Origin of the sequence: Vibrio sp. 3-2(1) (assembly GCF_963887575.1) — a bacterium.
In the GTDB taxonomy this organism is placed as follows: Bacteria; Pseudomonadota; Gammaproteobacteria; order Enterobacterales; family Vibrionaceae; genus Vibrio; species Vibrio anguillarum.
Map to the genome: position 1 here is coordinate 1 of NZ_CAWPGB010000007.1, position 24,708 is coordinate 24,708.

Consider the following 24,708-nt stretch of genomic DNA (forward strand, 5'->3'; position numbering starts at 1 on the left):
AATTGACTGTGCCAAAATCAAGTAAACTTGATTCTGATTGGTCACTCAGTTCATTGATAAATCTTTTTTGATTATCATCAACGAGTGCCCACACAGATTGATAGGTTTATATTGTTAAAGAGCGTTCCTGTCGAACAAGACCGTTAAGTCCGCGTCGCTAGGGGTGCGAATAATACGCTTTAGCTTTCAAGAGTCAAGAGTTATTTTTAACTATCTTTCTCTTTCAACTAGTAACTCGTTTGTGAGGCTTGCCTCACTCCGTGTTAGTGAGGCGGCATTATAGGGAGGTTTTACAATGTGACAAGTTCTTTTTTAAAATCACCTTTCATTCGCTTAAAAAGCAACCAATGTCGCGTTTTATTGAATAAAACTTCAACATTTGAAGGTTATCACAGCAATTGGTTGGAAAAACACCAAGCATAAACGTAAGATTGATGTGTCTATTTTGTTAATCCTAGACATCCTTCTTCTTTTACTTGATATGTAGTATTCCAATATGAACTCTAATAAATCGATTTTACTGGTTGCATCTCTTGCAATAATAGGCGCAATCCTTTTTTCTCTGGTCGCGCTTTCTCCCGCAATTACTTTTGTTCTTGGTGTTGTCTCTTCCGCTCTTGTTTTTAAATTTTTTGGCAGCAAAACGCTAACCGATGATGAGGAGTCAAAACTCTCAACGAAAACACTGTATGTCGGTAACTTGCCATACAAAGCGAATGAAGCTCATGTTCGTGAACTTTTTGCCAAATATGGAGAGGTCTTTGCCGTACGTTTGATGAAAGATAAGCGAACGGGCAAAAGGCGTGGATTTGGCTTTGTTGTGATGGCTTCTGCAAATGTAGATGGTGCTATTTCAGCTTTGAATGAGAAAGACTATATGCAGCGTACATTAAAAGTACGTGTGGCGAATGATCCTAAACATCCTGATGACGATATGTTTGAACAGGAGTAAAACCTAAGTGAGCTAATCGGCTATTGAGCGCGCTTTCTTCCCAAGGAGGTGCGCTTGATAATATCTTGTGTTGTTTGATTTTGTATTGTGGCTCGCTTTTCACGCCCAATAGCTCTTGCACACGACGAGCAATAGCTTCTCCAGAATCAACTAGTACGACACTCTTCCCTAATACGGCTTGGATCTCTTCTTTTATTAATGGGAAGTGTGTACAGCCAAGGACCGCCACATCAATACGGTTCACCAAAGGGCTAAGAATCTCTTTTAATTCTGCAAGATCGACAGCTTTGCCCCTCAATTTTTCTTCTGCCATATCTACTAAGCGTGTTGACCCTAGCAATTCAACATTCTTGTCAGATGAGAAATCTCGAATCAAATCGTGAGTGTATTGACGAGTGATAGTCGCTGGGGTAGCAATGAGTCCCACGGCTTTATTTGCCAGTGACGAGGCCGGTTTAATCGCAGGGACAACCCCCACAACTGGTACAGCAAGACAAGAACGCAGCTTGGGTAAGACGATGGTGCTTGCGGTATTACAAGCAATAACGACCAAATCAATGCGCTCTTTCACAACGACATCGCTTACCAACCTAACCACACGCTTAATTAACACCTCTTGATTGAGCTCTCCATAAGGATAAGCTTCATTGTCAAACAGGTAGATGTAGTTTAATTGTGGTAGTTTGGCTTGGACCTCTTGATAAACCGATAACCCACCAACACCAGAGTCAAAGATAAGCACATTAAGCTGAGACGGTTGCGACACTCTGAGCACCTTATAATGAAAACGTTCCGATCATACTCGCTCTTTATCAATTGGCAATGCTCTTGCTCGGTATCTTTGGTGACAAAAACGTTCCCCCAGTTGGAGATGCGTCAACTCTAACTCCAGTGTTCCACCCAAAAAACAGGGCGCATCGGTGACCAGTGTATGAAACTCACCATTTTCGCCACACGGGTCAACCTTTGCTGGTAAAGAATCAATAAACGCTCGTCCATAAGGTTGTCCACAATAGTCTGGCGTGAGGCTGTGACCATCTGTCGTCATCACCATGGTTTGGATGCCGCGATTTATGATCTCTCGCGCAAGAGCGCTACTATCTTCGCCTAACAAGGGCAACACACACTCCCAGCCAGCCGGTTCAATATAGCTTTTGCGATACTGCGCAATACCGTTACAGAACATATCGCCAAAAGCAACGGCGTCTATCTCTAATCCACTTTGTTTTAATGCGCTGATGATGGTCGATTGATAAAGCTCGTTACTTGGAAATACGGCAGGCAGCTCTATTTTGACAACGGGTAATTTTAAAAGTCGTGCTTGTAGCTCAATTACATACAAAGGGGTGGCTTGAAAGGGCACTTCATCTTCAACATAAGTGGTAAAAATGCCCACAACACAATAACGGCTATCTTCCAGTAATCGCTCTAAAGTGAGGGTTGAATCTTTTCCACTAGACCAACTGACAATAACGTTCTTTTTCATCATCACACTCGCAAAGTAAAAACCGCCCACTGGCGGTTTCAAAAATTAGAATTGATAAGCAACGTTGAGGTAATAAGCTCGCTCTGGCGCTTTGTAACCAATCGCCGTTTCATACTGCTCGTTAAATACGTTATCGATTCGACTGCGAACAATCAGATCATCATTCATCCAGTAGCCAACCGACATATCCCATAAGTTGGTTGCGGAAATGTAGTCGTCACTCATGGGCGATGCTGTTGGAAGATCAAGCCGTTTGCCTGTGTAAGTATAGGTAGCGTTAAACTCAAACTTACCGAGATTCATTGAGCTGATCCATTTATAATTTTGCTTTGCACGACGTGCCAGTTGGACATCGTTATCATCTTTGTGATCTTTAAACTCAGCCACAACCGTATGGTTAACAGGCCCAGTATCAAAGTTCACATCAAACTCTAAGCCTTTAATCCGAGCATCAGTGTTGTCTGAATACCAGTCATCTGAAGAAGAGGCTGGTTTATACCAAATGATGAGGTTATCCACTTTGTTGTCATAAGCAGACAGATTCCATCTTGCAAACGAATAGACACCCGAGATGCCGAGCTCTACATTTTTTGACTCTTCCGGTTGTAAGTCTGGAGTAGTGCTTAAATCTGAATACGTTGGTGCCTTAAAAGCAGTACCGTAAGTAGCGCGCACAAAATGAGCTTCGTTAAGTTGATACCCAGCCGCCACAGACCAAGTTGTATAATTGTCATACTGATCGTATTCGTCATAGCGAATATTGGATTCCAACACCCAGCGATTGACATATAACCGACCAGAAGCGAACGCACCTTTGGTATCTCGGCTTTCACCAGCTAATTTATGAGCACTGCCACGATTTTTCGCGTCATCGGCAAGGCGTTCACGGCGAGCATCAATACCGGCACCAATTTCCGATGTTGATGTCAGTTGGTAGAGATTGGCCCACTGCAGCTGCGTAAGACTGATATTGGCCTTAGTGCTGGCATTTGCCCGACCTTCCGCCAGTGAATAATCTAAGTTCTCAGTTTGCTGGTAGTTCAAACTGACCAAGCTTTTTAACTGTTCATTGTGATAATTCAGTTGGCCAGTAACGCTTTCATTTTGTGAGTAACCCTGTTTAACCGAACCATAAGAGTCATATTGAGCATCACTGTCAAACCAGCTTGCAGAAACATAGCCAAGCCAATGCTTACTTAATTGATGCTCATAACCAGCTATCAGGTTTTGGCTATCAAAACCATATTGGGTACCGTTTCCCGTCTTTTTAATATCATAGCCATCGGTTTGTTCAAAACCTGCCGCTACTTGGATATGCCCTTGTTCGTTCACATCCGCTTTAGCCACTATATCGGCTTTTTTAGACGCAAGGCTGCCAATGCCCAGCGCTAATTGTTTAGCATCATCGCCTCGGTGAGAGCGAGTGATAATATTGATCACACCGCCAATCGCATCAGAACCATAAACTGACGCACTCGGACCACGAATAACCTCTAGGCGTTCCACTAAACCAATCGGAAAACGATTAATCGCCACACCACCTGCAGATGAATTGATACGAATACCATCCACCAATACCAACACATGATCACTGTTCGTTCCGCGCATAAAAATAGACGCATTGTGTCCTCGCCCACCATTTTGGGCGATTTCCACGCCGGGGACTCGGCGTAATACTTCGGTTAATGAGTTGGCTTGATACTGTTCGATCTCTTCACGTGACACAACGGTTACTGAAGAAAGAACTGAGGATTCGATTTGCTCGAAACGGTTAGCCGTCACCACGAGCGACTCTTCAGTGTTTTGAGCATAAGAAGAAAATGAGGCATACGGAAGCAGCGATGCTACAGCCGCCGCTAAAAGGGATTTATTCATATTGTGATCCTAATTCGCGTAAGTCCTACCAAATCAACCAAACGGTGGCATAGATTTGGCTGCTGGCAGGTATTCGGACTTGAGAGCTCTTGACCTACTAACCCGACTTCCCACAGCATTTTCCTGCAGTGTCATATTAGGTGTTCGTTCTCTCTTACCGCTGCGCGTCAGTTCTGGATTCACACCAGATTCCCTTTTCGGCCATCTATACCGCTAGATAGCACCAGCTGAGGGCGATACTATGGCTCTATTGATAATTTGTCTAGTACTGATTGGTGTCAGCTATTTTTGTTAGCTCGCAATTAATGACTAATTCAGGACAAAACTGGACAAGCGCGAGGGATTGAATAAAATCTGCGCTCTTTATTATTTGAATGCACCATACCCAAGCAAAGGTAATACCATGGCGACTCTTGATGTAAACCCACAACACTACCAGCAACAGTTGGCGGAAAAGACCGAGCGTCTGACCCAAATGTTCGCACAATACAACATGCCTCAGTTGGAAGTGTTTGAATCACCAGAGCAGCATTACCGTATGCGTGCAGAATTTCGAGTTTGGCACGAAGGTGATGAGCTTTATTACATCATGTTCAACCAAGAAACGCGTGAAAAATACCGCGTTGACCAGTTTCCTGCAGCCAGTCGTTTAATTAATGATTTGATGCCACTTTTGGTCGATGCACTTAAAGGCAGCGACTCACTGCGCCGTAAACTTTTCCAAGTGGATTTTCTCTCCACTCTTAGTGGTGAAGTATTGGTTTCTCTGCTTTATCATCGCCAACTCGATGAAGAATGGATAACCCAAGCAAAAGCATTAAAACAGCGTCTCAATGATGAGGGATTCAACCTCAATTTGATTGGCCGTGCACGTAAAATGAAAGTCGTGCTCGATCGAGATTTTGTGATTGAGAAACTGAACGTACATGGTCAAAGTTACATTTATCAACAAGTGGAAAACAGCTTTACTCAACCAAATGGTACTGTCGCACAAAAAATGTTGGAATGGGCCGTTGACTGCACGCAAGAGAGCCAAGGCGATTTATTGGAGCTCTACTGTGGGAATGGTAACTTTTCACTGGCATTGGCGAAAAATTTCGAGCGAGTGCTCGCAACCGAATTAGCCAAACCTTCTGTTGATTCCGCGCAATACAACATTGCGGCGAATAAAATAGACAATGTGCAAATCATCCGCATGTCTGCCGAAGAATTTACTCAAGCGATGGAAGGTCAACGTGAGTTTCGCCGTTTGCAACAGGCTGGAGTTGATCTCAAAAGCTATCGTTGCAACACCATTTTTGTTGACCCACCGCGCTCGGGTATGGATATCGATACCTGCAAAATGGTGCAAGGCTACGAGCGGATTGTGTATATCTCCTGCAACCCAGAAACCTTAAAAGAGAATTTAGACACTCTATGTGAAACACACAAAGTGACTCGTTTCGCTCTATTCGACCAATTTCCTTACACCCACCACATGGAAGCAGGTGTGATGCTGGAGAAGATTAAATAAGACTTTCAATCAATATTTAAATTTCGATTTAATCGGCTTTCACGCATTTATACTGACAACATTACCTATCATGCTGCTCGCTCTGACTAACGGTTTAATCAGGGCGGGCGATGCAGAGCCCATACGATAACCGTTGAGATCGCCGCTTACCTTCTGTCCCCAATGCAGAATCTCTGCATACTCACCCAATTCTACAATCAGTAGAACCTGCTCACCTGTTAATTCAATCAATGGTTATCTGTCATTTTGTCTGACTTTGAAGCAGGAAATTACATCGCATCACAATGAATAGAACAAAATAATCGGTGAGCCAAACTAAATGCATGGGAACGTTTACAGATTGATTTTGATATAAACGTCAGATCCAAAGCCAATCTCATCAAGGAAAGTTCATCACTCGCCGTTAAAATTGCTTAAAAACACATTCAAGAGAGGATGATCACACGAAAGAAGAATAAATCCGTTATTACTATGAAAATGTAAATCCCATCATGGAAACGTTTCCACATTTTATTTACACTGAGTAGCAAGTTAGGACTCAAAAAATAAAACGATTAGCTACTCTATGTATGGCACTGTTTTTTGCCGCGTTAGCATCGATTACCAGAGCAAAAAAGTCATCCATTACGGTATTCACTACCGTAGCTCAACACGGTTAGAAACAAAAAATCAAGTAGGAAAACCATGAAGGCATTTTCAGATATTCTCCAACGACGTGACTGGGAAACCCCGCAATCAGTGAATATTCACTGCTTAAAAGCACACAGCCCACTTTCCAGTTACCGAGATATTGACCATGCCCGTGACGGCGTTTACGCCCAACGTCAATCGCTGAATGGCCAATGGAAATTTAAAGTGTTCGACTCGCCAGAACAAGTCGAAGGCGAGTTTATTCAAACCAAATTCAATGATACGAACTGGGATGAAATAACGATTCCTTCCAACTGGCAGCTACAAGGCTACGACAAACCAATTTACACCAACGTAAAATACCCGTTTGAAGTAAACCCTCCATTCGTGCCCGCCGAAAACCCGACAGGTTGTTACCGCACTACGATTTCCCGCTCAGAAGCCGATCTTGCCAATACCCAGCGCATCATCTTCGATGGTGTGAACTCAGCATTCCACCTATGGTGCAACGGTACTTGGGTAGGATACAGCCAAGATAGCCGCTTGCCTTCCGAATTCGACTTATCGCCCTACCTAGTGGCTGGCGAGAATACACTTGCCGTGATGGTGATGCGTTGGTGTGATGGCAGCTACCTAGAAGACCAAGACATGTGGTGGCTAAGTGGTATTTTCCGCGACGTAGCTCTGCTTTCTAAACCGCAACACTGCATTGAAGATGTATTCGTCACGCCAGATTTGGATGCGTGTTATCGCGATGGTTCACTATCAATCGTGACGCACATTTCAGCGCCAGATTGTTACCAAGTGCAAGTGCAGCTCTTTGATGGTGAATGCGCAGTGACTGAGCCGCGAATTGATCGACCGCACAACCGCCGTATTGACGAGCGGGGCACATACGATGACGTAGTATTTCAAACATTGCATGTGCGTGAGCCAAACAAATGGAGCGCAGAAACCCCCAATCTATACCGCCTAGTCATTTCCCTATTAGATGAAAACGGCATGCATCTAGAGAGTGAAGCCTATCATGTGGGCTTTCGCAAAGTGGAAATCACTGATGGTCAGTTGAAACTCAACGGCAGGCCTTTGCTGATCCGTGGCGTTAACCGTCATGAGCATCATCCAGAGCTTGGGCATGTGATGACAGAAGAAGACATGATCCGCGACATCTGTTTGATGAAGCAATACAATTTCAACGCGGTACGTACAGCGCACTACCCAAATCACCCTCGTTGGTACGAACTGTGTGACCAATACGGCTTGTACGTGTGCGATGAAGCGAACATCGAAACCCATGGCATGCAGCCGATGAATCGCCTTTCGAGCAATCCACAATGGACGCACGCATACATGAGCCGCTACACCCAAATGGTGATGCGCGATAAAAACCATCCTTCTATCATCATCTGGTCTTTGGGTAACGAGTCTGGCCACGGCAGCAACCACAATGCGATGTACGCTTGGTCGAAAAACTACGATCCGTCGCGCCCTGTTCAATATGAAGGTGGCGGTGCCAATACCGCTGCAACCGACATCATTGCGCCTATGTACGCCCGTGTGAATACAACGATTGCAGATGAAGCAGTGCCAAAATGGCCAATCAAAAAATGGATTTCTCTACCCAACGAAACTCGCCCACTGATCTTATGTGAATACGCCCATGCAATGGGTAACAGTTTGGGGAGTTTTAATGAATATTGGGATGCATTCCGCGAGTTTCCTCGCCTTCAAGGCGGCTTTATCTGGGATTGGGTAGACCAAGGCTTGAGCCAATGGGATGAGAACGGCCAACACTTCTGGGCTTACGGTGGCGATTTTGGCGATAAAATCAATGACCGCCAGTTCTGCATCAACGGGTTGATCTTCCCAGATCGCACTGTGCATCCAACATTGGAAGAAGCCAAATACTGCCAGCGTATGATTCGCGTGTCGCTGCAAGAACAAGTGAAAGGATTCTGTCATCTATTAGTAACTAACGAAAACCTATTTCGTGCAATAGATAACGAGCAATTGAACTGGTCACTTTTAGAAGATGGCAAATTGATTCAATCTGGCTCGGTGGTGCTGAACATCAAAGCCGATAGCCAAGCAACCGTAGAGATTGCTTTGGAATTTACACCTAAAGCAGAAACGCGATACCACTTGAATACTGACATCACCTTAGTGACAGAAACGCTTTGGGCACCCGCGGGACATGTGAGTGCTTCTGAGCAATTTGCGCTACGTAATACCGCAGGTCTCGCCATGCCTAAGTTGGAAACGCAACCAGCCCCAGCAATAAGCCAGCAAAAAGGTATGATCGTAGTCACAAGCTTAGATGAGAAGTATCAATGGTGCTGGGATAGTCAAACGGGCTTGATGATTAATTGGCAAGTCGATGGCAAAACGCAAATGCTGACGGCACCACAAGATAACTTCTTCCGTGCGCCACTGGATAACGATATTGGTGTGAGTGAAGTGGATAACGTAGATCCAAACGCTTGGGTATGTCGTTGGGATATGGCTGGTATTGGCCAATGGAAACGCGAATGTGTCAGTTGCCATAGCGACATTTTAGCGCATGCCGTGCAAGTAACATCAACTTTCGCTTACCACTTCAACGGTGCCGTGCAAGCCATCACCACTTGGACGCATACGCTGAAAAACAGTGGCGAAATGCAGCTGACCGTTGATGTGACACTTGCCGATGATCTACCACCCATGCCACGTATCGGCTTGGAGTTGCAATTGCCATTGCATGAGCAGAGTACACCAATCACTTGGCAAGGTTTAGGTCCGTTTGAGAACTACCCAGACCGCCTATCTGCAGCACGTTTTGGCTTGCACACGCAAACGCTAGAAGAGATGCACACTCCGTACATTTTCCCAGCAGACAGTGGCTTACGTTGTGGTACTCAATGGCTGCAAGTGAACGAACTGGCGATATCTGGCGATTTCCAATTTAGTGTCAGTCAATATGCTCAACAGACGCTGGCAAAAGCAAAACACACCTGTGATTTAATGACAGAAAAAACCATTTATGTGCGCCTAGACCATCAGCACATGGGCGTGGGTGGTGATGATTCTTGGAGCCCTAGTGTGCACAAAGAATTCCAGCTAACTGGCAATAATTACGTTTACCGAATATCGTTCAAACCAATTTTGCATCGTATTTAAAAACGCACCGATAACGGCTATCGCCACTTACAACGATTACATGACAGCGGGATGCATGACGCTACGACAAGAAAATGGCGTCCACATCCCTGTGATATGTCTTTGATAGACTTGGATGACGGTTACATCGCACGCTATATCTACCCTGCCATTGATGACTTAGTCGGTGCGATGGCGACCAAGAAAACCCAATTTTCTTCCAACCCAGAGTAGCAACAACAGCAATACGAGAATGGCGAAAAAGTTAGAACCAGAATCTGGATATTGTGCTTTGATAAATGCCGAATGACCAAAAGCACCGACAAAGAAACAGGCAAGCGCTACCAATGGAAGATCTTCCGCCACCGGATGGCGCAAATATTCTTGATACAACGCCTGCACAGAAAGCACTAATGCAATCAGTGGGAAAATGGAGAACGGAACTTGGCTAATGGTTACCCAAGACAACAAGGCATCGCCGCACATACCTGCGATGAGCGCTAGCACAAGTGTTTTTCTTTCCGAACCACGATGGGTTGTGTTGTTTTCATTCGACATTACTCTATCCCCCCTTTGAGCCGATTACGTTCACGTTCTTTGCGATACCAAAATGCCCCTTTGGCTAGCATTCGCAACTGCATGATCAAACGTTCAGCAAGCTCATCTCGCTCACGTCGATCTAAATCTAAAGCTTCAGCACCGGAGCTGAACACCAAAATAACGGAAGCTTCGGCCTGAGTTAATGCCTCGTCACGACCCATGCCTGTCGTCATCAAATACTCGGTGAGCTCTGCGGAAAAGTGCTGTATTTCTCGCACTACCGCGGCACGAAACTCGCAAGAAGTACCCGAACGTTCTCGAAGTAATAGGCGAAACACATTGGGACTACTTTCAATAAATTCCATGAAGGTTTCAACCGACGTGCGAATCACACTGCCCTCTTTGACAATGCGCTGCCGTGCTTGGCGCATCAATTGGCGCAGCAGTAAACCGCCTTCATCAACCATGGTTAAACCCAACTCATCCATATCTTTAAAATGTCGATAGAATGAGGTGGGCGCGATCCCGGCCTCGCGGGCCACTTCTCGTAAGCTTAAGTTAGAAAAACTCCGATCGGCACTTAATTGGCTAAATGCTGCATCAATCAATGAACGACGTGTTTTTTCTTTTTGTAATGCGCGAATTCCCATCGATTTCATATTAAGTCGCTTCTCTTTTACTATCTGAGCCATACTATAACGTGATTGAGCACGTTGTCTAAGCCACAACATCGCCTCTTGGAACAAAGTGACCAATTAAACAGTTACCTAACCTAATTTCAATCACTCGCCACAGTAAGATGGGCAAAACAATAACATAAAGTGGCATTTTCACCTCTCGAGCGTGATCCTCTCCACTCTCTGATGGCAACATCGTTTACCGCACTGATGGATCAGTTAAAATCTCGCTACAGCAATGTTAAACAAATACAACAAGGAATAGAGTATGGCGAACCAAAACCACTTCGATGTCATCGTAATTGGTAGCGGCCCGGGCGGAGAAGGTGCCGCAATGGGTTTGACTAAAGCGGGGTTTAATGTCGCCATTATCGAAAAAGAGAGTAGTGTTGGCGGAGGTTGTACCCATTGGGGCACCATTCCCTCCAAGGCGTTACGCCATGCGGTCAGCCGCATCATCGAATTCAACAGTAACCCTCTATTTTGTAAAAACAACACCAGTATTCATCTCACTTTTTCTGATATTTTAGGCCATGCTAAATCTGTGATTGATAAACAGACGCGCTTGCGCCAAGGCTTTTACGATCGCAATCAGTGTACGCTGATTTTTGGTAACGCTAAGTTTACCCACAAAAATACCGTGGCGGTTACGCACGCTGACGGCAGCATCGAAAAATACAGCGCCGACAAATTTGTGATTGCGACTGGCTCACGCCCTTATCAACCTGATGATGTTGATTTTACTCATGAACGAGTTTATGACAGCGATTCGATTCTCTCGCTTAAACACGATCCTCGCCACATCATCATTTATGGCGCAGGCGTCATTGGTTGCGAATACGCTTCGATTTTCCGCGGATTAGGCGTCAAAACTGACCTCATCAATACCCGCGACCGCTTGCTGTCGTTTCTGGATAACGAAACGTCTGATGCACTCTCGTACCATTTTTGGAACAGCGGAATTGTGATTCGTAATGATGAAACCCATGAAAAGATTGAAGGCACTGACGATGGTGTGATCGTTCATTTGCAATCGGGCAAAAAAATGAAAGCCGACTGTATCTTGTATGCCAATGGACGCACGGGCAACACTGACAAATTGAACCTCAAAGCGGTGGGCCTGAATGCCGACTCACGTGGCCAACTGGCCGTCAATCGTAACTATCAAACCTCGGTGGAGCACATCTACGCAGTCGGTGATGTAATTGGCTACCCAAGCCTTGCGAGCGCAGCCTATGATCAAGGTCGATTTGTCGCTCAAGCGATTGCTCATGGTCAAGCGCAAGGGCACTTAATTGATGACATTCCAACTGGGATTTACACCATTCCTGAAATCAGTTCAGTGGGCAAAACAGAGCAAGAACTCACCGCGGCCAAAATTCCGTATGAAGTTGGCCGCTCTTCGTTTAAACACCTCGCACGAGCACAAATTTCTGGCAAAGATATCGGCAGCTTGAAAATTTTGTTTCACCGAGAGACAAAAGAAATTTTAGGTATTCATGTGTTTGGAGAACGCGCGGCTGAAATCATCCATATCGGACAGGCAATTATGGAGCAAAAAGGCGAAGCCAATACCCTCGAATATTTCGTTAATACCACCTTCAATTATCCAACCATGGCCGAAGCCTACCGCGTGGCGGCGTTAAATGGCCTGAATCGATTGTTCTAATCATCGACCTAATTCTGCCTGCTAATGGAATGAAAGCCGCTAACGAGTGCGGCTTTCTTTTTGGTAACCTAGTGAGTGAAGTGCTTAGGGATAGGTTCGGTGATCAAGTGAGAAAAACACCGCGTCGCCATTGTGAGATAAATAGCACACCTAAACTGATGCCGCGCATTGCCATAAAGCTGAGCATCGCCATCCACAGGGCGTGATTACCCAAAGACTGAGCCAGATAGAAAACGCTGAAAAAACTGCACATCGCGACAAACATGCTGTTGCGCATCTCTTTACCTTTGGTCGCGCCGATAAAAATACCATCCAATAAAAAACACCACATCGCGGTTAACGGCATCGCCACCAGCCACGGTAGATAACGGTTAGCCGCTTGCTGAACTGCGTTAATGTCAGTGATCAGCGTGATCAACGCCGATCCCCACACCGCAAACATCACCGTTAACGCTAAACAGATTAGCGCACTCCAGAAAAAACTGCCGATCAGAGCACTTTTGAGCTGCGCCTCACTTTTTGCCCCAATCGCTTTGCCAACCATGGCCTCCATCGCATAAGCGAAACCATCCATGCCATAGGAGATCATCATCAAAAAACTCATTAAGACAGCGTTAGCCGCCACAGTTTGATCGCCAAATGCCGCCCCTTGAAAGGTCATAAAGCTGAACGCCGCCTGCAAACAGAGTGAACGCAGGAAAATATCGCGATTCAATTTCACAAAGCGGCTAAGGCCTTGTGTCACTAAAACACCTAGCTGCAGTGGCGAAGGGAGTTGATGCCGCCACCAATAGCGCCAAACACACAGTAAACCAAAGCTCATGCCCGCATAATCAGCGATAACCGACGCCAGCGCAGCGCCTTCCACTTTCCAGCCGAAACCCAACACAAACAGAATATCCAACGCGATGTTGGTTAAGTTAGTGATGATCACCATCCACATCGGCGCTTTAGCATTTTGCGTGGCTAACAGCCAGCCGAGCAGTACAAAGTTGGCCAATGCGGCGGGCGCACTCCACGCTCGAATCACAAAATACTGCAACCCATATTGCTTTACTTGCTCACTGGCACTGCTGGCTGAAAAAATCGCATCGCCAATCCATCGATGCAGAATCAAAAACAACAACGCAAATGCCAGTGCCATCAAGAGCCCTTGCAACAAGACTAACGCCAGTTTTTGTGGCGACTGTTCACCGTATGCTTGCGCCGCAAGGCCTGTGGTCGACATTCTTAAAAAGCCGAGTAACCAGAAAGTGACACTGACTACCGTACCGCCGAGTGCCACTCCACCTAAATACCAAGCGTGTTCCAGATGACCGATCACCGCCGCATCAACTAAACCTAACAGCGGTACAGTAATATTGGACAGCACCATAGGTATCGCCAGTAGCAACACTTGCCGATGTACGGAACGGTTCGATAACGTTTGTAAAATAGATTGCAACACGTTGACCTCTCATGGGTGAGAGCAAAGTGTAGCGGAGTGATAGGAGGACGGCTAGCGGTTACTCACCAACGGACATAAACTAAAACGGGTGTTAAGCGCAGCTTGTAAACCATCACCTTACTTAACCAACGTTGCCATAATTTCCAGCGGCCACAATGTTGATCGAGCGGTGAAAACGTTTTTGCCGACGAAGCCCAAGGCAAAACATTGAGTACCGCTTCGGTTGGATTAGCAAAACCATGTCCGTAATGGCCTGAGCCCATTTTCTGACCTAAAGTGGAAGCAGTTTTGTCTCCAGCCAGCATTAAACAAGCCGCCGCATTAGAAAAATGCAAACCCAATGCGCGGATAAAATAGGTGAGTTGCTGCGCCGTACAATCTAATAACGCATGCTCACAAACGATTAAAACGGCTGAGGATTCCGCAATAGGCAATCCATCCAACCACTGAAGATCATCGACACTGCCACACACATGTTGATAACGCTCACTGCGATGAAACAATTTCTGCCGCCACAGCAGGTTTTCGGTGATATCGAGTTCTATCCAATGGCAACGCCCGTTGTCTACCCGATAAAAACGGGTATCTAACCCTGCACCGACATTAATGATCCATCCATCAGGGTTACGCTCAATAAACGCGCGCACTTGTTGATCGCACAATTGCGTTAAGGTTGCATGCAGCAATTGTTTTTGATCGATATCACCGCTTAAACATTCGGGGGCTAAGTGACAGCTCTGGCAGGCCTTTGCAGCGATCGGATCATACACTAACCCGTTATCAACCAAACTTTCGCGGCTACGAAACCACAGCGGTTGAACTAAATTGGTTGGAATATGATGACGTGGGGTTAGTGAATGTTTATCGGTAGGCATTACCATCTTCCTTATGTCGCAACTCGATGTAACAACAAAGAAGATGATAATGAATATCAGTTAGAATAACAAGTTATTGAGAATAGATCTCAATAATAAATTACATCCAATCGGTATTGCGAATAATGCCGACGGCCACACCTTCAATGGTGAGCTGCTGAGATTTAAGATCCACTTCAATCGGTGAGAACGCTTCATTCTCTGCGTGCAATAACACGGTAGAGCCTTTGCGTTCTAGACGTTTTACCGTCACATCATCTTCAACACGCGCCACCACCACTTGCCCATTACGCACATCTTGTGTTTTGTGCACCGCGAGTAAGTCACCATCCATAATACCAATGTCTTTCATACTTTCGCCTTGCACACGCAGTAAGAAATCCGCTTGAGGGCGAAACATAGTGGGATCCACTTGATAATGCGCTTCGACATGCTCTTGCGCCAAAATAGGCTCTCCCGCCGCGACTCGACCAATTAAAGGCAGGCCAAGATCTTCTGGCTCATTGGCAGCTTCAAGTAAGATACGCAACCCACGAGAGGCACCCGGAATAATCTCAATCGCTTGTTTACGAGCCAGTGCTTTTAAATGCTCTTCTGCGGCATTGGCGGAACGAAAACCCAGCTCGCGTGCGATTTCAGCGCGAGTCGGTGGCATTCCGGTTTCGTCGATCTTAGTGCGGATAAGATCAAATACTTGTTGCTGGCGGGGCGTTAACGGCTTCATATCTCACCTGTCTGTTTATACAGTTAACTGTGAGTATATCCAGTAATCGAATAAATGGAAGAGCGGACGCTTATTTTTTGGCTATTTACAAAAAATGCCGCAATCGACCGATAAATACCTCACCGATTCACTCACCGCGCTCGCAAGTGATGCTGTTTTACTAAACAATAATGATTAAAAGGTTTGACCAGTTTCTGGTATCCTTGCGGCTCAAAAATAGCTAGCCGCTTCGGCGCATATCGATTTCTCTGAGTATCAACTCACAGGGAAATGGACATGCGCTTAAGCATATTGAAATATTCTTGAGGCGACGACCTTTATGTCTTCTGGACACTCATTATCTCGTTCACTACTAAAATTACCTTTGTCTGCATTGGTCAAAGGCACGGCGATCCCTTCTAATCCAATAGAAGACCACGGCATTGATATTCACAAGCCGATTGTTTACGCCTTACCTTTTCGCTCAAGTGTTGATTTGCTCACCTTGCAAACTCACGCCAAAGAACTGGGTTTACCTGACCCGCTGCAACCGCTTGAGCTAAACGGCAAAAGTTTTGCCCGTTATGTTTTCATCTCGGCGCGCCCAACCTTGATGCGCAATGATCAGCACGTTCCTAGTGACTCTATCGCTCTTTTTTCTGAACTGCTTGAGCTACATAAGTTTGATACGGAATTGGACGTTCAAATGATCCCAGCGACGGTGCTTTGGGGACGTAAACCAGGTAAAGAGGGGCAAGAGAAACCCTATCTCCAAGCCTTAAATGGCCCACAAAAAGCACTCGCGGTAATTTTTGCTGGACGCGATTGCATGGTGCGCTTTAGCCCCGTCGTTTCACTGCGCTATATGGCTGATTCACACGGCACCGACGAATCTATCGCGCATAAATTGGCACGAGTGGCTCGTATTCATTTCTCTCGCCAAAAGCTGGCAGCTTCTGGGCCAAATTTGCCCAATCGCCAAGCGCTGTTTAACCGCCTAATTAAATCACAAGCGATTGAAAAAGCGATTGAAGATCAAGCGAAAGCCAACAATATCTCCCTCGAAAAAGCGCGCAAAGAAGCGCATGACATCATGGATGAGATTGCCGCTGATTTCTCTTACTCCTTAATCAAGAAAGGAGAACGCATACTGGGCTGGTTATGGAACCGCATTTACCAAGGGCTTAATATAAATAATGCCGCCACCGTACGTCGCCTTGCGCAAGATGGACACGAGATTGTCTATGTCCCTTGCCACCGCAGCCATATGGATTATCTCTTACTTTCTTATGTGCTGTATCGCGAAGGTATGGTGCCACCGCATATTGCTGCAGGAATCAACTTGAACTTTTTCCCAGCAGGTCCGATTTTCCGCCGTGGCGGCGCATTCTTCATTCGTCGCAGCTTTAAAGGCAATAAGCTCTATTCGACCATTTTCCGCGAATATCTGGCCGAGCTATTTGCCAAAGGCTATTCAGTTGAATATTTTAGCGAAGGTGGCCGTTCACGCACTGGCCGTTTACTGCCAGCGAAAACAGGCATGCTGGCGATGACCATCCAAGCCATGTTGCGCGGCCTTAACCGCCCGGTGACCCTCGTGCCGGTTTATATCGGTTATGAACACGTGATGGAAGTAAGCACTTACGCCAAAGAGCTACGCGGCAAAAGTAAAGAGAAAGAAAATGCGGGTTTAGTGCTGCGCACGATTCGCAAGCTGCGTAATTTTGGCCAAGGCTATGTCAATTTCGGCGAACCGATCCCGTTGAACCAATACCTTAACGAGCAAGTGCCAGAATGGACGCAAGATATTGACCCTATGGGCAGCACCAAGCCGCAGTGGATCAACCCTATTGTTAACCAACTGGCCACCAAGATGATGACGCACATTAACGATGCGGCGGCGGCCAATGCCTTAACTTTGTGTGCCACCGCGTTACTTGCTTCACGCCAAAGCGCACTGGCTCGTGACAATTTGGTTAAGCAAATCGACTGCTATTTATCGCTACTAAATAACGTGCGCTACTCAGCAACCTGCACTGTGCCTAAAGCCAGTGCGGAAGAACTGGTTAACCATGCACAGTCGCTCGATAAGTTTGTAATTGAATCCGATACCATGGGTGAGATTATTTCCCTTGATCGCAATCAGTCGATTTTGATGACCTACTATCGCAATAACATCATTCATCTGTTTGCCATTCCCTCACTGATTGCGCAGATGTTGATCCGCCAGCAAACACTATCACTAGAGCAGATAACCGCCAATGTGACACTGATTTATCCCTTCTTAAAGCAGGAGCTGTTTTTAAGCTTTGCGCAAGATGAACTCGCAGATGTAGTCAACGCTTACGTTAACGAACTGCAACGTCAACAATTAGTAACGCTAGAAGAGGGTGTCGTGGCCATTAATCAAGCCAAAACACAAGTGTTGATGCTGCTCGGTCGTACCATTTCAGAAACCCTACAACGCTACGCGATTGCTCTCAATCTACTGGTTGCCAACCCTGAAGTGGGCAAATCAGATTTAGAGCAAAAAAGCCAAGAAATTGCACAACGTCTTGGCCGTTTGCATGGCATCAATGCCCCTGAGTTTTTTGATAAAGGGGTATTCTCCGCCCTATTTGTCACGCTCAAAGAGCAGGGCTATTTGGATGTTGATGGCAATTGCCATTTAGAACCAACCGTTCAGCTAGCACGCCTACTTTACTCGATGCTCTATCCTGAAATTCGCTTAACCATTCAAGAAAGTCTCTGCCAAGCGAACTAATCGGGCGTAAGAAACAGTAAAGGCATCCCAATGGATGCCTTTACTTTATTCGTGAAGTACTTACAAAAACTAGTGAACTACTTACCAAAACGCAAAAAGCAGGCCCAACGTTAACACCATGCCAACGTGATTATTATTGAGAAAAGCGTGGAAGCATAAATCACGATCACGATGACGAATTAAACGCTGCTGATAAACAAACAGAGCCGCTGCAGCCAATACTGACCAATAAAAACTCGCCCCTAACTGATAATAACCACCAAGTGCGATCATCAACGCCAGTACCAATAACTGTAAAATGCCGATGATGATTTTATCAAAACGACCAAATAAAATAGCGGTCGATTTGACTCCGATATTAATATCGTCATCACGATCAACCATCGCATACTGCGTATCATACGCCACAGTCCACAACGCATTGATCAAAAATAGCCCCCACATCACCGCTGGCAATTCGTTGGCTTGCGCCGCCCATGCCATCGGAATAGACCAACTAAAGGCCAGCCCTAATACCAACTGCGGAAGGTGTGTATAACGTTTCATGAACGGATAAACAAACGCTAATGCGATACCGACAAAGGAGAGCTGAACCGTGAGTGGATTCATGGTCAAAACCAGCAGGAAAGAAGTGATACCTAGCGTTAAAAACAGTGCAATCGCCTCTTTGGTTGTCACACGCCCGGCAGGCAAAGGCCGCTGTTTGGTTCGTTTAACATGTCCATCGACTCTGCGATCAGCAAAATCGTTGATCACGCAACCCGCTGAGCGCATCAACAACACCCCCAACACGAATACCAATAATACTTTAGGATCGGGGAAACCTTGCGCGGCTAAAATCAATGCCCATAAGGTTGGCCACAACAATAGCAAAGAACCAATTGGCCGATCCATGCGCATCAGTTGCCAATAAGCACGCGCCTTAACCAAAGTCATGACACTCTCTCCTTAGAGTAAATCGGTGAAAAGGGTAAAAACAGCTCCGCAACTAACATCGGTTTATTATTCATCCATAATCGTGAACGGCGTGCAAGCAACGGCCCCTCTTCCATCATTGCCCAGCCCACTTGTAGTGCGTCACGCTTAACGTGCTCAGCACGAAAAACCGTTAACCCAAGCGGAATATCACCTTGGCGCGCTAAGTCATATTGCTGACCCAGCATCGAAGATTGAGGAATTAAAGTACGGCCTAAAACCCATGGCTGTTGATCACCACGCAGCACAACCTGACGTAACAAACAGGCTTCATCAGATAACAGAGCCATCTCATCGCCCTGTAATTTTTCTGCCTCAACGAGCTTATTGTGCAGTAGTTCAACGCTCAGTTGCTGACACTGCGCCTCTAACACGCGAGATAATGATCCTTGCTCTAAAAGCCAAGACTGAGAAACCTGATCAGGAAAAGAAAAAACGTCAGGTTGTTGCCAAATTACTTCTCGCAAAGCAGACAGATAGAGCGAAATTGATTGATTCATACTAGTATTCAATTAGTGGCTTTATCAACATACAATAAAGGTCCATTTTTGGTTAACACAACCATAAAAAGCGCTCACTCACAGAATCCCTCGGTTGGAGGTTAAAAACCCGCTTGTAAAAACGGGAAGCGACAACTGCGGTATATTCCAAACAACGAGATAAGCATTTTGATTACAATCCGATGCTCTATTGTAACAAGACTCAAGCGATTCGAGTATCGTGAACCAACTAAAGAAAAGATAGAAATATGCTTAAACGTTATGTAGCCCAAATAATTATCGCCCTAAGCTTGTTTTGTGCGTTACCAAGTTATGCACAAGATGAAAAAGCGCCTAGGCTGGCGTACTTTACCTTAGAGCCGGATCTCACCACCAACTTTTTCACCAAAGGAAACAAGTTAGGTTACATCCAAGTTCGTATCGACGTGATGGTATCCAGCGACGCCGATTTACCCGCCGTTGAACGGCACCAACCACTGATTCGTGATGCCATCGTCGAGCTACTCGGTAAACAGACCGAAGAGACGATAAAATCACTCGCAGGTCGGGAAGATTTAAGAAAAACGTTGGTCACAGAGCTCAACGCGGTGTTACTGCCTGAAATAGGCCGAACCATTATTGCTGACCTACTGTTTACTAAATACATCTATCAATAGAGCAGCGATTGCCGCTCTATTGATGTTTTGCTTAACGAGTTCGATGACGGCTGGCGTCATTTAATCCAAAGGCGATTCCTGAAAATAGGCCCGCTAAATGCGCGCTGTTGGCAATCGCCATAAAGGGTTGTACAAACCCGAGCACCAACCACACCAGCATGAAACCGATCACGGGTTTGGGCATTTGCAAGCCAAGATGAGGGGCTTTCCAACCAAGCATCCATAGATAACCGACCAACGCATAGACCACACCCGATAAACCACCAAAATTGGCTCCTTCAACCCAGTACTGAGCCGCACCGGACAACAGTGCTGACACTAAAAATAGCTGTCCAAGTTTGAATGAGCCAAGCCGTTTTTCAACATCGCCCCCCAACTGCCACCACCATAACAAGTTAAAGACGATGTGCAGCACAGAGAAATGAAGTAAAGCATGACTAAACCAGCGCCAAATCTGCCATTGCTGCCCAGCCAAAGCAGGAAAATGTAATGCGGAAAATACTTGATTGGCTAGCCCAAACTGCTGCAATGCAAAGATAATGGCGCATACCATCATCACGCCCAGTGTTAAAGGCCCAGCTTTGGCTTTGAGCATCGCCAACATGCTCGGTGAACGATATTGAAAGTGACTTTTACGGCTTTCAGCCACATCCCATGAAGCGGCTTGATACTTTCTATCATTTGGATTGTGCAGAAAATGGTTGAGTTCCGCTTCGGCTTCAATCTGATGTTGCTCATCAAGTAACCATAACGCAAATTGACCACTCCCTTCCGGCATCATTTGAATCTCAATTTCACGAGAGGCCATGTAATCAATAAAGGCTTGCGCCATTCTTGGGTTATTGAGCGTGATCAGTCTTAACATAAGTCATCCTAATTGCTGGTTACGGGCAAGCCTGCACGATGCCAAGCTTCGAATCCACCATCCACACTATACACCTGTTCAAAACCTTGGTTAATTAGATACTGTGCAGCACCTTGGCTGCTAATACCGTGATAACACATCACTAAAATGGGTTGGTCAAATTCGCTTTTTTCCATAAATGAAACCATGCTGTCGTTGGTTAAGTGGAATGCGCCATTTGCATGTGCAACCGCAAAAGATTGCGCATCACGAATATCCACTAATTGCGCATCATGTTGTTCCATTAAAGCTTGTGCTGCTTGAGCATTGATATGTTGAAACTGATCCATCGCTTCCTCTGATTGGTTTTATTTTTAGCGTTTGATTGTAACCTATCCCAAGGCAATCAAGTACACGGCCTTTATAAGGTTATCCACCACTGATCACTTTTTCGCCGTTTGTGGATAATCTTGTGGATTGCGTTGATAAAGTAGTAAATGAGAAATAGATCCACAACATGTAGTGATGATCCTGACTTTTCTGTGTGTAACACAATACATATCCCCAAATATAAAACGGTGTTCAAGCCTTGATTTAACCGACTTGATGACAGCTCACGAATAATTTTGTCACAGAGTTATCCACAATCAGCGCGCTGGAAATTTGATCACTTAAAGTGATCAAAAATAAAAAAACCGAGATCGTAAGATCTCGGTTTTTAATGCGCTTCACAATGAGTCAGTGATTAGAACTCGCCGACAGCATCCTTTAGCTTCTTCATTGCATTTTTTTCTAGCTGACGAATACGCTCAGCTGAGACACCATACTCTTCCGCTAACTCTTGTAGCGTAGCTTTTTGATCATCCAACCAACGAGAGCGCACAATATGTTTACTGCGTTCATCTAAGCTAGCCAACGCCAAGCTTAAACGATTGTTGGTGTGATGCTCCCAATTCGCCGCTTCAATGTTATCCGCAAGATCTGAATGCTTATCTTCGAGATAAAGCACAGGTGCCGTGTAAGAAGAGCTCGAATCATCGTCTTCCGCCGACATTTCAAAGGTGGCATCTTGCGCGGCTAAGCGTGATTCCATTTCTCGCACTTCAGCCGGGTCAACGCCCAACTCACGGGCAACCGCTTCCACTTCACCGCTATTAAACCAGCCTAAACGCTTTTTCGATTTGCGTAGGTTGAAGAATAGCTTACGTTGCGCTTTCGTGGTCGCTATTTTTACAATGCGCCAGTTGCGTAACACGTATTCGTGAATTTCAGCTTTGATCCAGTGCACAGCAAAGGAAACCAGTCTCACCCCAACTTCTGGGTTGAAACGCTTCACCGCTTTCATTAAGCCAATATTGCCTTCCTGAACTAAATCCGCCATGGGCAGGCCATAACCAGAATAGCCACGAGCAACGTGAACAACGAATCGAAGGTGCGATAAGATCAACCCTTTCGCCGCTTCAATTTCACCTTTGTAATGTAATCGCTCTGCGAGTGACCGCTCTTCTTCCGCGCTCAGCATTGGGTAGCTGTTCACTGAACGAATGTAGCTGTCTAAGCTGTCTTGTGAAACGAGAGCCATTTGATACGTTTGGTTTGTCATTCAATTCCTCATCAATTTCTGATCTGGAGTAATGGATGTTTTTAACCCGACAATCTTGAACCTAAAATGAACAAGATTCAAGCAAGGGGAAACTATTATGCATAAACAAGTCGCCTATACAAGTGCTGTGGCTAAAGCTAGCCAACAGTTATTGCCTACATACGACAATATTCAACTAAACTGGTTCAATTTCTTTTAAATGACGCTGCGCAGATACTTTTGCCGCTACGCATCCTAAGAAAGTACCGAGCATCAACAGCAGTAAGGATTCATCCCAACTTAGGCCAATAAGACGAAAACGGCTGTCATACAGTAGGGCAAGATCTTCAACGGCACCGTTCAATAAAATAGTCACAAAAGCGGTTAACAGCCAAGCGGCGAATGCGCCCAACAAGCCAAACCACATGCCAGCATAGAGATAAGGGCGCAAAATGTAGCGATCGGTGGCACCGATCAATTTCATGGTTTGGATCTCTTCTTTATTGGCTTGTACGTTAAAGCGCAAGGTGTTGCCCACAATCAGAAATACAGCGCCCAACATCAATACCGATAAACTCGCGACAATGATCGCCGCTAAAGTTCGAATGGCGTTTAACCTAGCAAGCCAATCTTCATCCAAGCGTACATCCGTGACGTCTTGTTCTGCTTGTATTTTTTTCGCCAGCGCTTTGATTTGCTCTTGCTGCTCAACCTGCGGGGTAACAATAAGCACGCCAGGTAAAGCGTAATCATCCAATAAACTAATGGCTTGTTCAAACCCGGCGTATTGACTCAGGTCATCCAATCCTTGCTGCGGTGAGATGTACTCCACGCTGGCGACATCGGCCAAACTTTCTAGCTCATCTTTCAACACCATAATTCGTGCTTCAGGTGTGCGCTCATGTAGATAGACACTGATCTGAGCAGGGCTGGTGACATTATTGGCTACAGACGCGATATTTTTGCTCAGCAGGTACATACAGGCTGGCATCGCAAGCGCCATCGAAATAACGGCGAGCGTTAAAATATTGCCGAGTGGGCGTGACCATAAACTTGAAAATGAGGCCTTGGCCTGCTTAAAGTGGATGGCTAAGAAACTATCGGTTTTGGCCCGTTTCGGTTCACGTGCTTTCGCGTTCCTTTTATTCGACGACTTAACGGCCATAGTCTTCTACCTCGCTTAAAAAACCTTGGTTAAGTTCTAAATGACGATATTGAGGACGCGTGTTGACTAAGCTGATGTCGTGCGTCGCAAGCAAAATAGAGACTCCGGCACGGTTAAACTCTTCAAACAGTTTAAGCACACGGTTAGAAAGCTCTGGGTCTAAGTTACCCGTAGGCTCATCGGCCAGTAGTAAGGTAGGTCGGTTCACGACTGCTCTTGCGATACCCACTCGTTGCTGCTCACCCCCAGAAAGTTGGCTCGGTAAACAGCGTGCTTTGTCTAATAGATCAGTTTTATCCAGCGCGGCTGAGACGCGACGCTTAATTTCATTTTCTGAAATCGATTCAATGCGCATTGGCAATGCCACATTGTCGTAAACCGTTCTGTCCATCAGCAAGCGATGATCTTGAAACACAATGCCGATGTTGCGGCGTAAAAAGGGAATATCTTGATTGGGAATACGCGTAATATCGTGACCGTTAAAGCTGATGCGCCCATCGGTTGGACGCTCAATCGCACAGATTAACTTCAACAAGGTACTTTTACCGGCTCCGGAGTGCCCCCCCAAAAACGCCATTTCTCCTCGGCGTAGGTGAAAGTCGACCTTTTGCAGCGCCTGACGGCCTCCGCGATACGCTTTGCTGACTTGTTGAAACTTAATCACTCGCTATTCCTCTCACCAGTCTCCATTGGATGATGAGGTGCTCATTGAGCACCCAC

The 24,708-nt window shown here is 45.8% G+C and carries 22 protein-coding genes and 1 riboswitch; of the genes, 6 read left to right on the forward strand and 16 right to left on the reverse strand.

Annotation, left to right across the window (positions count from 1 at the left end; genetic code table 11):
• Window positions 1-496: 496 nt before the first annotated feature.
• On the forward strand, window positions 497-952 hold the full coding sequence (locus AACQ79_RS01955; protein WP_017044858.1) for an RNA recognition motif domain-containing protein: 456 nt from the start codon (window positions 497-499) through the stop codon (window positions 950-952).
• Here the strand turns inward: AACQ79_RS01955 and murI are convergent.
• Genes murI through AACQ79_RS01970 form a run of 3 tightly spaced genes read right to left on the reverse strand, consistent with a single transcriptional unit; the run spans window position 915 to window position 4,313 of the window.
• Complete coding sequence (gene murI, locus AACQ79_RS01960; protein ID WP_026028285.1) at window positions 915-1,718, reverse strand: glutamate racemase; 804 nt, start codon at window positions 1,716-1,718, stop codon at window positions 915-917. The genes AACQ79_RS01955 and murI overlap by 38 nt on opposite strands.
• Window positions 1,719-1,748: 30 nt before the next feature.
• On the reverse strand, window positions 1,749-2,438 hold the full coding sequence (locus AACQ79_RS01965) for an ATPase (RefSeq protein ID WP_049785465.1): 690 nt from the start codon (window positions 2,436-2,438) through the stop codon (window positions 1,749-1,751).
• 45 nt (window positions 2,439-2,483) lie between these two features.
• Window positions 2,484-4,313 carry a TonB-dependent receptor domain-containing protein gene (locus AACQ79_RS01970; protein WP_013855458.1) on the reverse strand — a complete coding sequence of 610 codons (1,830 nt, stop codon included), beginning with the start codon at window positions 4,311-4,313 and terminating at the stop codon, window positions 2,484-2,486.
• 47 nt (window positions 4,314-4,360) lie between these two features.
• A riboswitch (cobalamin riboswitch) is annotated at window positions 4,361-4,556 on the reverse strand.
• A gap of 160 nt (window positions 4,557-4,716) precedes the next feature.
• Between AACQ79_RS01970 and trmA the strand changes: the two genes are divergently transcribed.
• Window positions 4,717-5,826, forward strand: coding sequence for a tRNA (uridine(54)-C5)-methyltransferase TrmA (trmA, locus tag AACQ79_RS01975; RefSeq protein ID WP_026028859.1), 1,110 nt, complete (start codon window positions 4,717-4,719; stop codon window positions 5,824-5,826).
• A 39-nt stretch (window positions 5,827-5,865) separates the two neighbouring features.
• Here the strand turns inward: trmA and AACQ79_RS01980 are convergent, their stop codons facing one another.
• Window positions 5,866-6,057: a hypothetical protein gene (locus AACQ79_RS01980; protein ID WP_096035886.1), complete on the reverse strand. Its 192-nt coding sequence runs from the start codon at window positions 6,055-6,057 to the stop codon at window positions 5,866-5,868.
• A gap of 453 nt (window positions 6,058-6,510) precedes the next feature.
• Here AACQ79_RS01980 and AACQ79_RS01985 point away from each other — a divergent pair, with 453 nt between their 5' ends.
• Window positions 6,511-9,612, forward strand: a complete 3,102-nt coding sequence (locus AACQ79_RS01985) for a beta-galactosidase (protein ID WP_170899658.1) — start codon at window positions 6,511-6,513, stop codon at window positions 9,610-9,612.
• Between the two features lie 159 nt (window positions 9,613-9,771).
• Here the strand turns inward: AACQ79_RS01985 and AACQ79_RS01995 are convergent, their stop codons facing one another.
• Entirely contained in the window at window positions 9,772-10,149 is a 378-nt protein-coding gene (locus AACQ79_RS01995) for a YijD family membrane protein (protein ID WP_013855478.1), read from the reverse strand.
• On the reverse strand, window positions 10,149-10,790 hold the full coding sequence (gene fabR, locus AACQ79_RS02000; protein ID WP_017048583.1) for an HTH-type transcriptional repressor FabR: 642 nt from the start codon (window positions 10,788-10,790) through the stop codon (window positions 10,149-10,151). Before fabR ends, AACQ79_RS01995 begins: the two co-directional genes overlap by 1 nt.
• A 286-nt stretch (window positions 10,791-11,076) precedes the next feature.
• On the opposite strand from fabR, the gene sthA reads away from it, so the two are divergent.
• Window positions 11,077-12,477 carry a Si-specific NAD(P)(+) transhydrogenase gene (gene sthA, locus AACQ79_RS02005; protein WP_017048582.1) on the forward strand — a complete coding sequence of 467 codons (1,401 nt, stop codon included), beginning with the start codon at window positions 11,077-11,079 and terminating at the stop codon, window positions 12,475-12,477.
• Window positions 12,478-12,580: 103 nt separating this feature from the next.
• On the opposite strand, the gene dinF is transcribed toward sthA, so the two are convergent.
• From dinF to lexA, 3 genes are all read right to left on the reverse strand, one after another.
• A complete protein-coding gene (gene dinF / locus AACQ79_RS02010) occupies window positions 12,581-13,924 on the reverse strand; it encodes an MATE family efflux transporter DinF (protein WP_170899660.1) in 1,344 nt (447 codons plus the stop codon).
• 62 nt (window positions 13,925-13,986) lie between these two features.
• The gene (locus AACQ79_RS02015) at window positions 13,987-14,805 is read right to left on the reverse strand and encodes a class I SAM-dependent methyltransferase (protein WP_017042071.1); all 819 of its coding nucleotides are present in this window, start codon (window positions 14,803-14,805) and stop codon (window positions 13,987-13,989) included.
• Window positions 14,806-14,899: 94 nt separating this feature from the next.
• Window positions 14,900-15,523 carry a transcriptional repressor LexA gene (gene lexA / locus AACQ79_RS02020; RefSeq protein ID WP_170899661.1) on the reverse strand — a complete coding sequence of 208 codons (624 nt, stop codon included), beginning with the start codon at window positions 15,521-15,523 and terminating at the stop codon, window positions 14,900-14,902.
• 319 nt (window positions 15,524-15,842) lie between these two features.
• Between lexA and plsB the strand changes: the two genes are divergently transcribed.
• On the forward strand, window positions 15,843-18,266 hold the full coding sequence (gene plsB, locus AACQ79_RS02025) for a glycerol-3-phosphate 1-O-acyltransferase PlsB (RefSeq protein ID WP_170899662.1): 2,424 nt from the start codon (window positions 15,843-15,845) through the stop codon (window positions 18,264-18,266).
• Between the two features lie 81 nt (window positions 18,267-18,347).
• Here the strand turns inward: plsB and ubiA are convergent, their stop codons facing one another.
• Window positions 18,348-19,202, reverse strand: a complete 855-nt coding sequence (ubiA, locus tag AACQ79_RS02030; protein ID WP_017042069.1) for a 4-hydroxybenzoate octaprenyltransferase — start codon at window positions 19,200-19,202, stop codon at window positions 18,348-18,350.
• Window positions 19,199-19,753 carry a chorismate lyase gene (locus tag AACQ79_RS02035; RefSeq protein WP_013855487.1) on the reverse strand — a complete coding sequence of 185 codons (555 nt, stop codon included), beginning with the start codon at window positions 19,751-19,753 and terminating at the stop codon, window positions 19,199-19,201. The genes ubiA and AACQ79_RS02035 overlap by 4 nt, the downstream gene beginning before the upstream one ends.
• A gap of 236 nt (window positions 19,754-19,989) precedes the next feature.
• Between AACQ79_RS02035 and AACQ79_RS02040 the strand changes: the two genes are divergently transcribed.
• Window positions 19,990-20,397 carry a flagellar basal body-associated protein FliL gene (locus tag AACQ79_RS02040; RefSeq protein ID WP_013855488.1) on the forward strand — a complete coding sequence of 136 codons (408 nt, stop codon included), beginning with the start codon at window positions 19,990-19,992 and terminating at the stop codon, window positions 20,395-20,397.
• A 31-nt stretch (window positions 20,398-20,428) separates the two neighbouring features.
• Here the strand turns inward: AACQ79_RS02040 and glpG are convergent, their stop codons facing one another.
• From glpG to ftsE, 5 genes are all read right to left on the reverse strand, one after another.
• Window positions 20,429-21,262: a rhomboid family intramembrane serine protease GlpG gene (glpG, locus tag AACQ79_RS02045; protein WP_064624135.1), complete on the reverse strand. Its 834-nt coding sequence runs from the start codon at window positions 21,260-21,262 to the stop codon at window positions 20,429-20,431.
• Between the two features lie 8 nt (window positions 21,263-21,270).
• Complete coding sequence (gene glpE / locus AACQ79_RS02050) at window positions 21,271-21,591, reverse strand: thiosulfate sulfurtransferase GlpE (protein ID WP_010316900.1); 321 nt, start codon at window positions 21,589-21,591, stop codon at window positions 21,271-21,273.
• Between the two features lie 395 nt (window positions 21,592-21,986).
• Window positions 21,987-22,844, reverse strand: a complete 858-nt coding sequence (rpoH, locus tag AACQ79_RS02055) for an RNA polymerase sigma factor RpoH (RefSeq protein ID WP_013855491.1) — start codon at window positions 22,842-22,844, stop codon at window positions 21,987-21,989.
• 175 nt (window positions 22,845-23,019) lie between these two features.
• A complete protein-coding gene (gene ftsX / locus AACQ79_RS02060) occupies window positions 23,020-23,988 on the reverse strand; it encodes a permease-like cell division protein FtsX (protein WP_013855492.1) in 969 nt (322 codons plus the stop codon).
• Entirely contained in the window at window positions 23,978-24,652 is a 675-nt protein-coding gene (gene ftsE / locus AACQ79_RS02065; protein WP_010316903.1) for a cell division ATP-binding protein FtsE, read from the reverse strand. The genes ftsX and ftsE overlap by 11 nt, the downstream gene beginning before the upstream one ends.
• Window positions 24,653-24,708 lie beyond the last annotated feature (56 nt).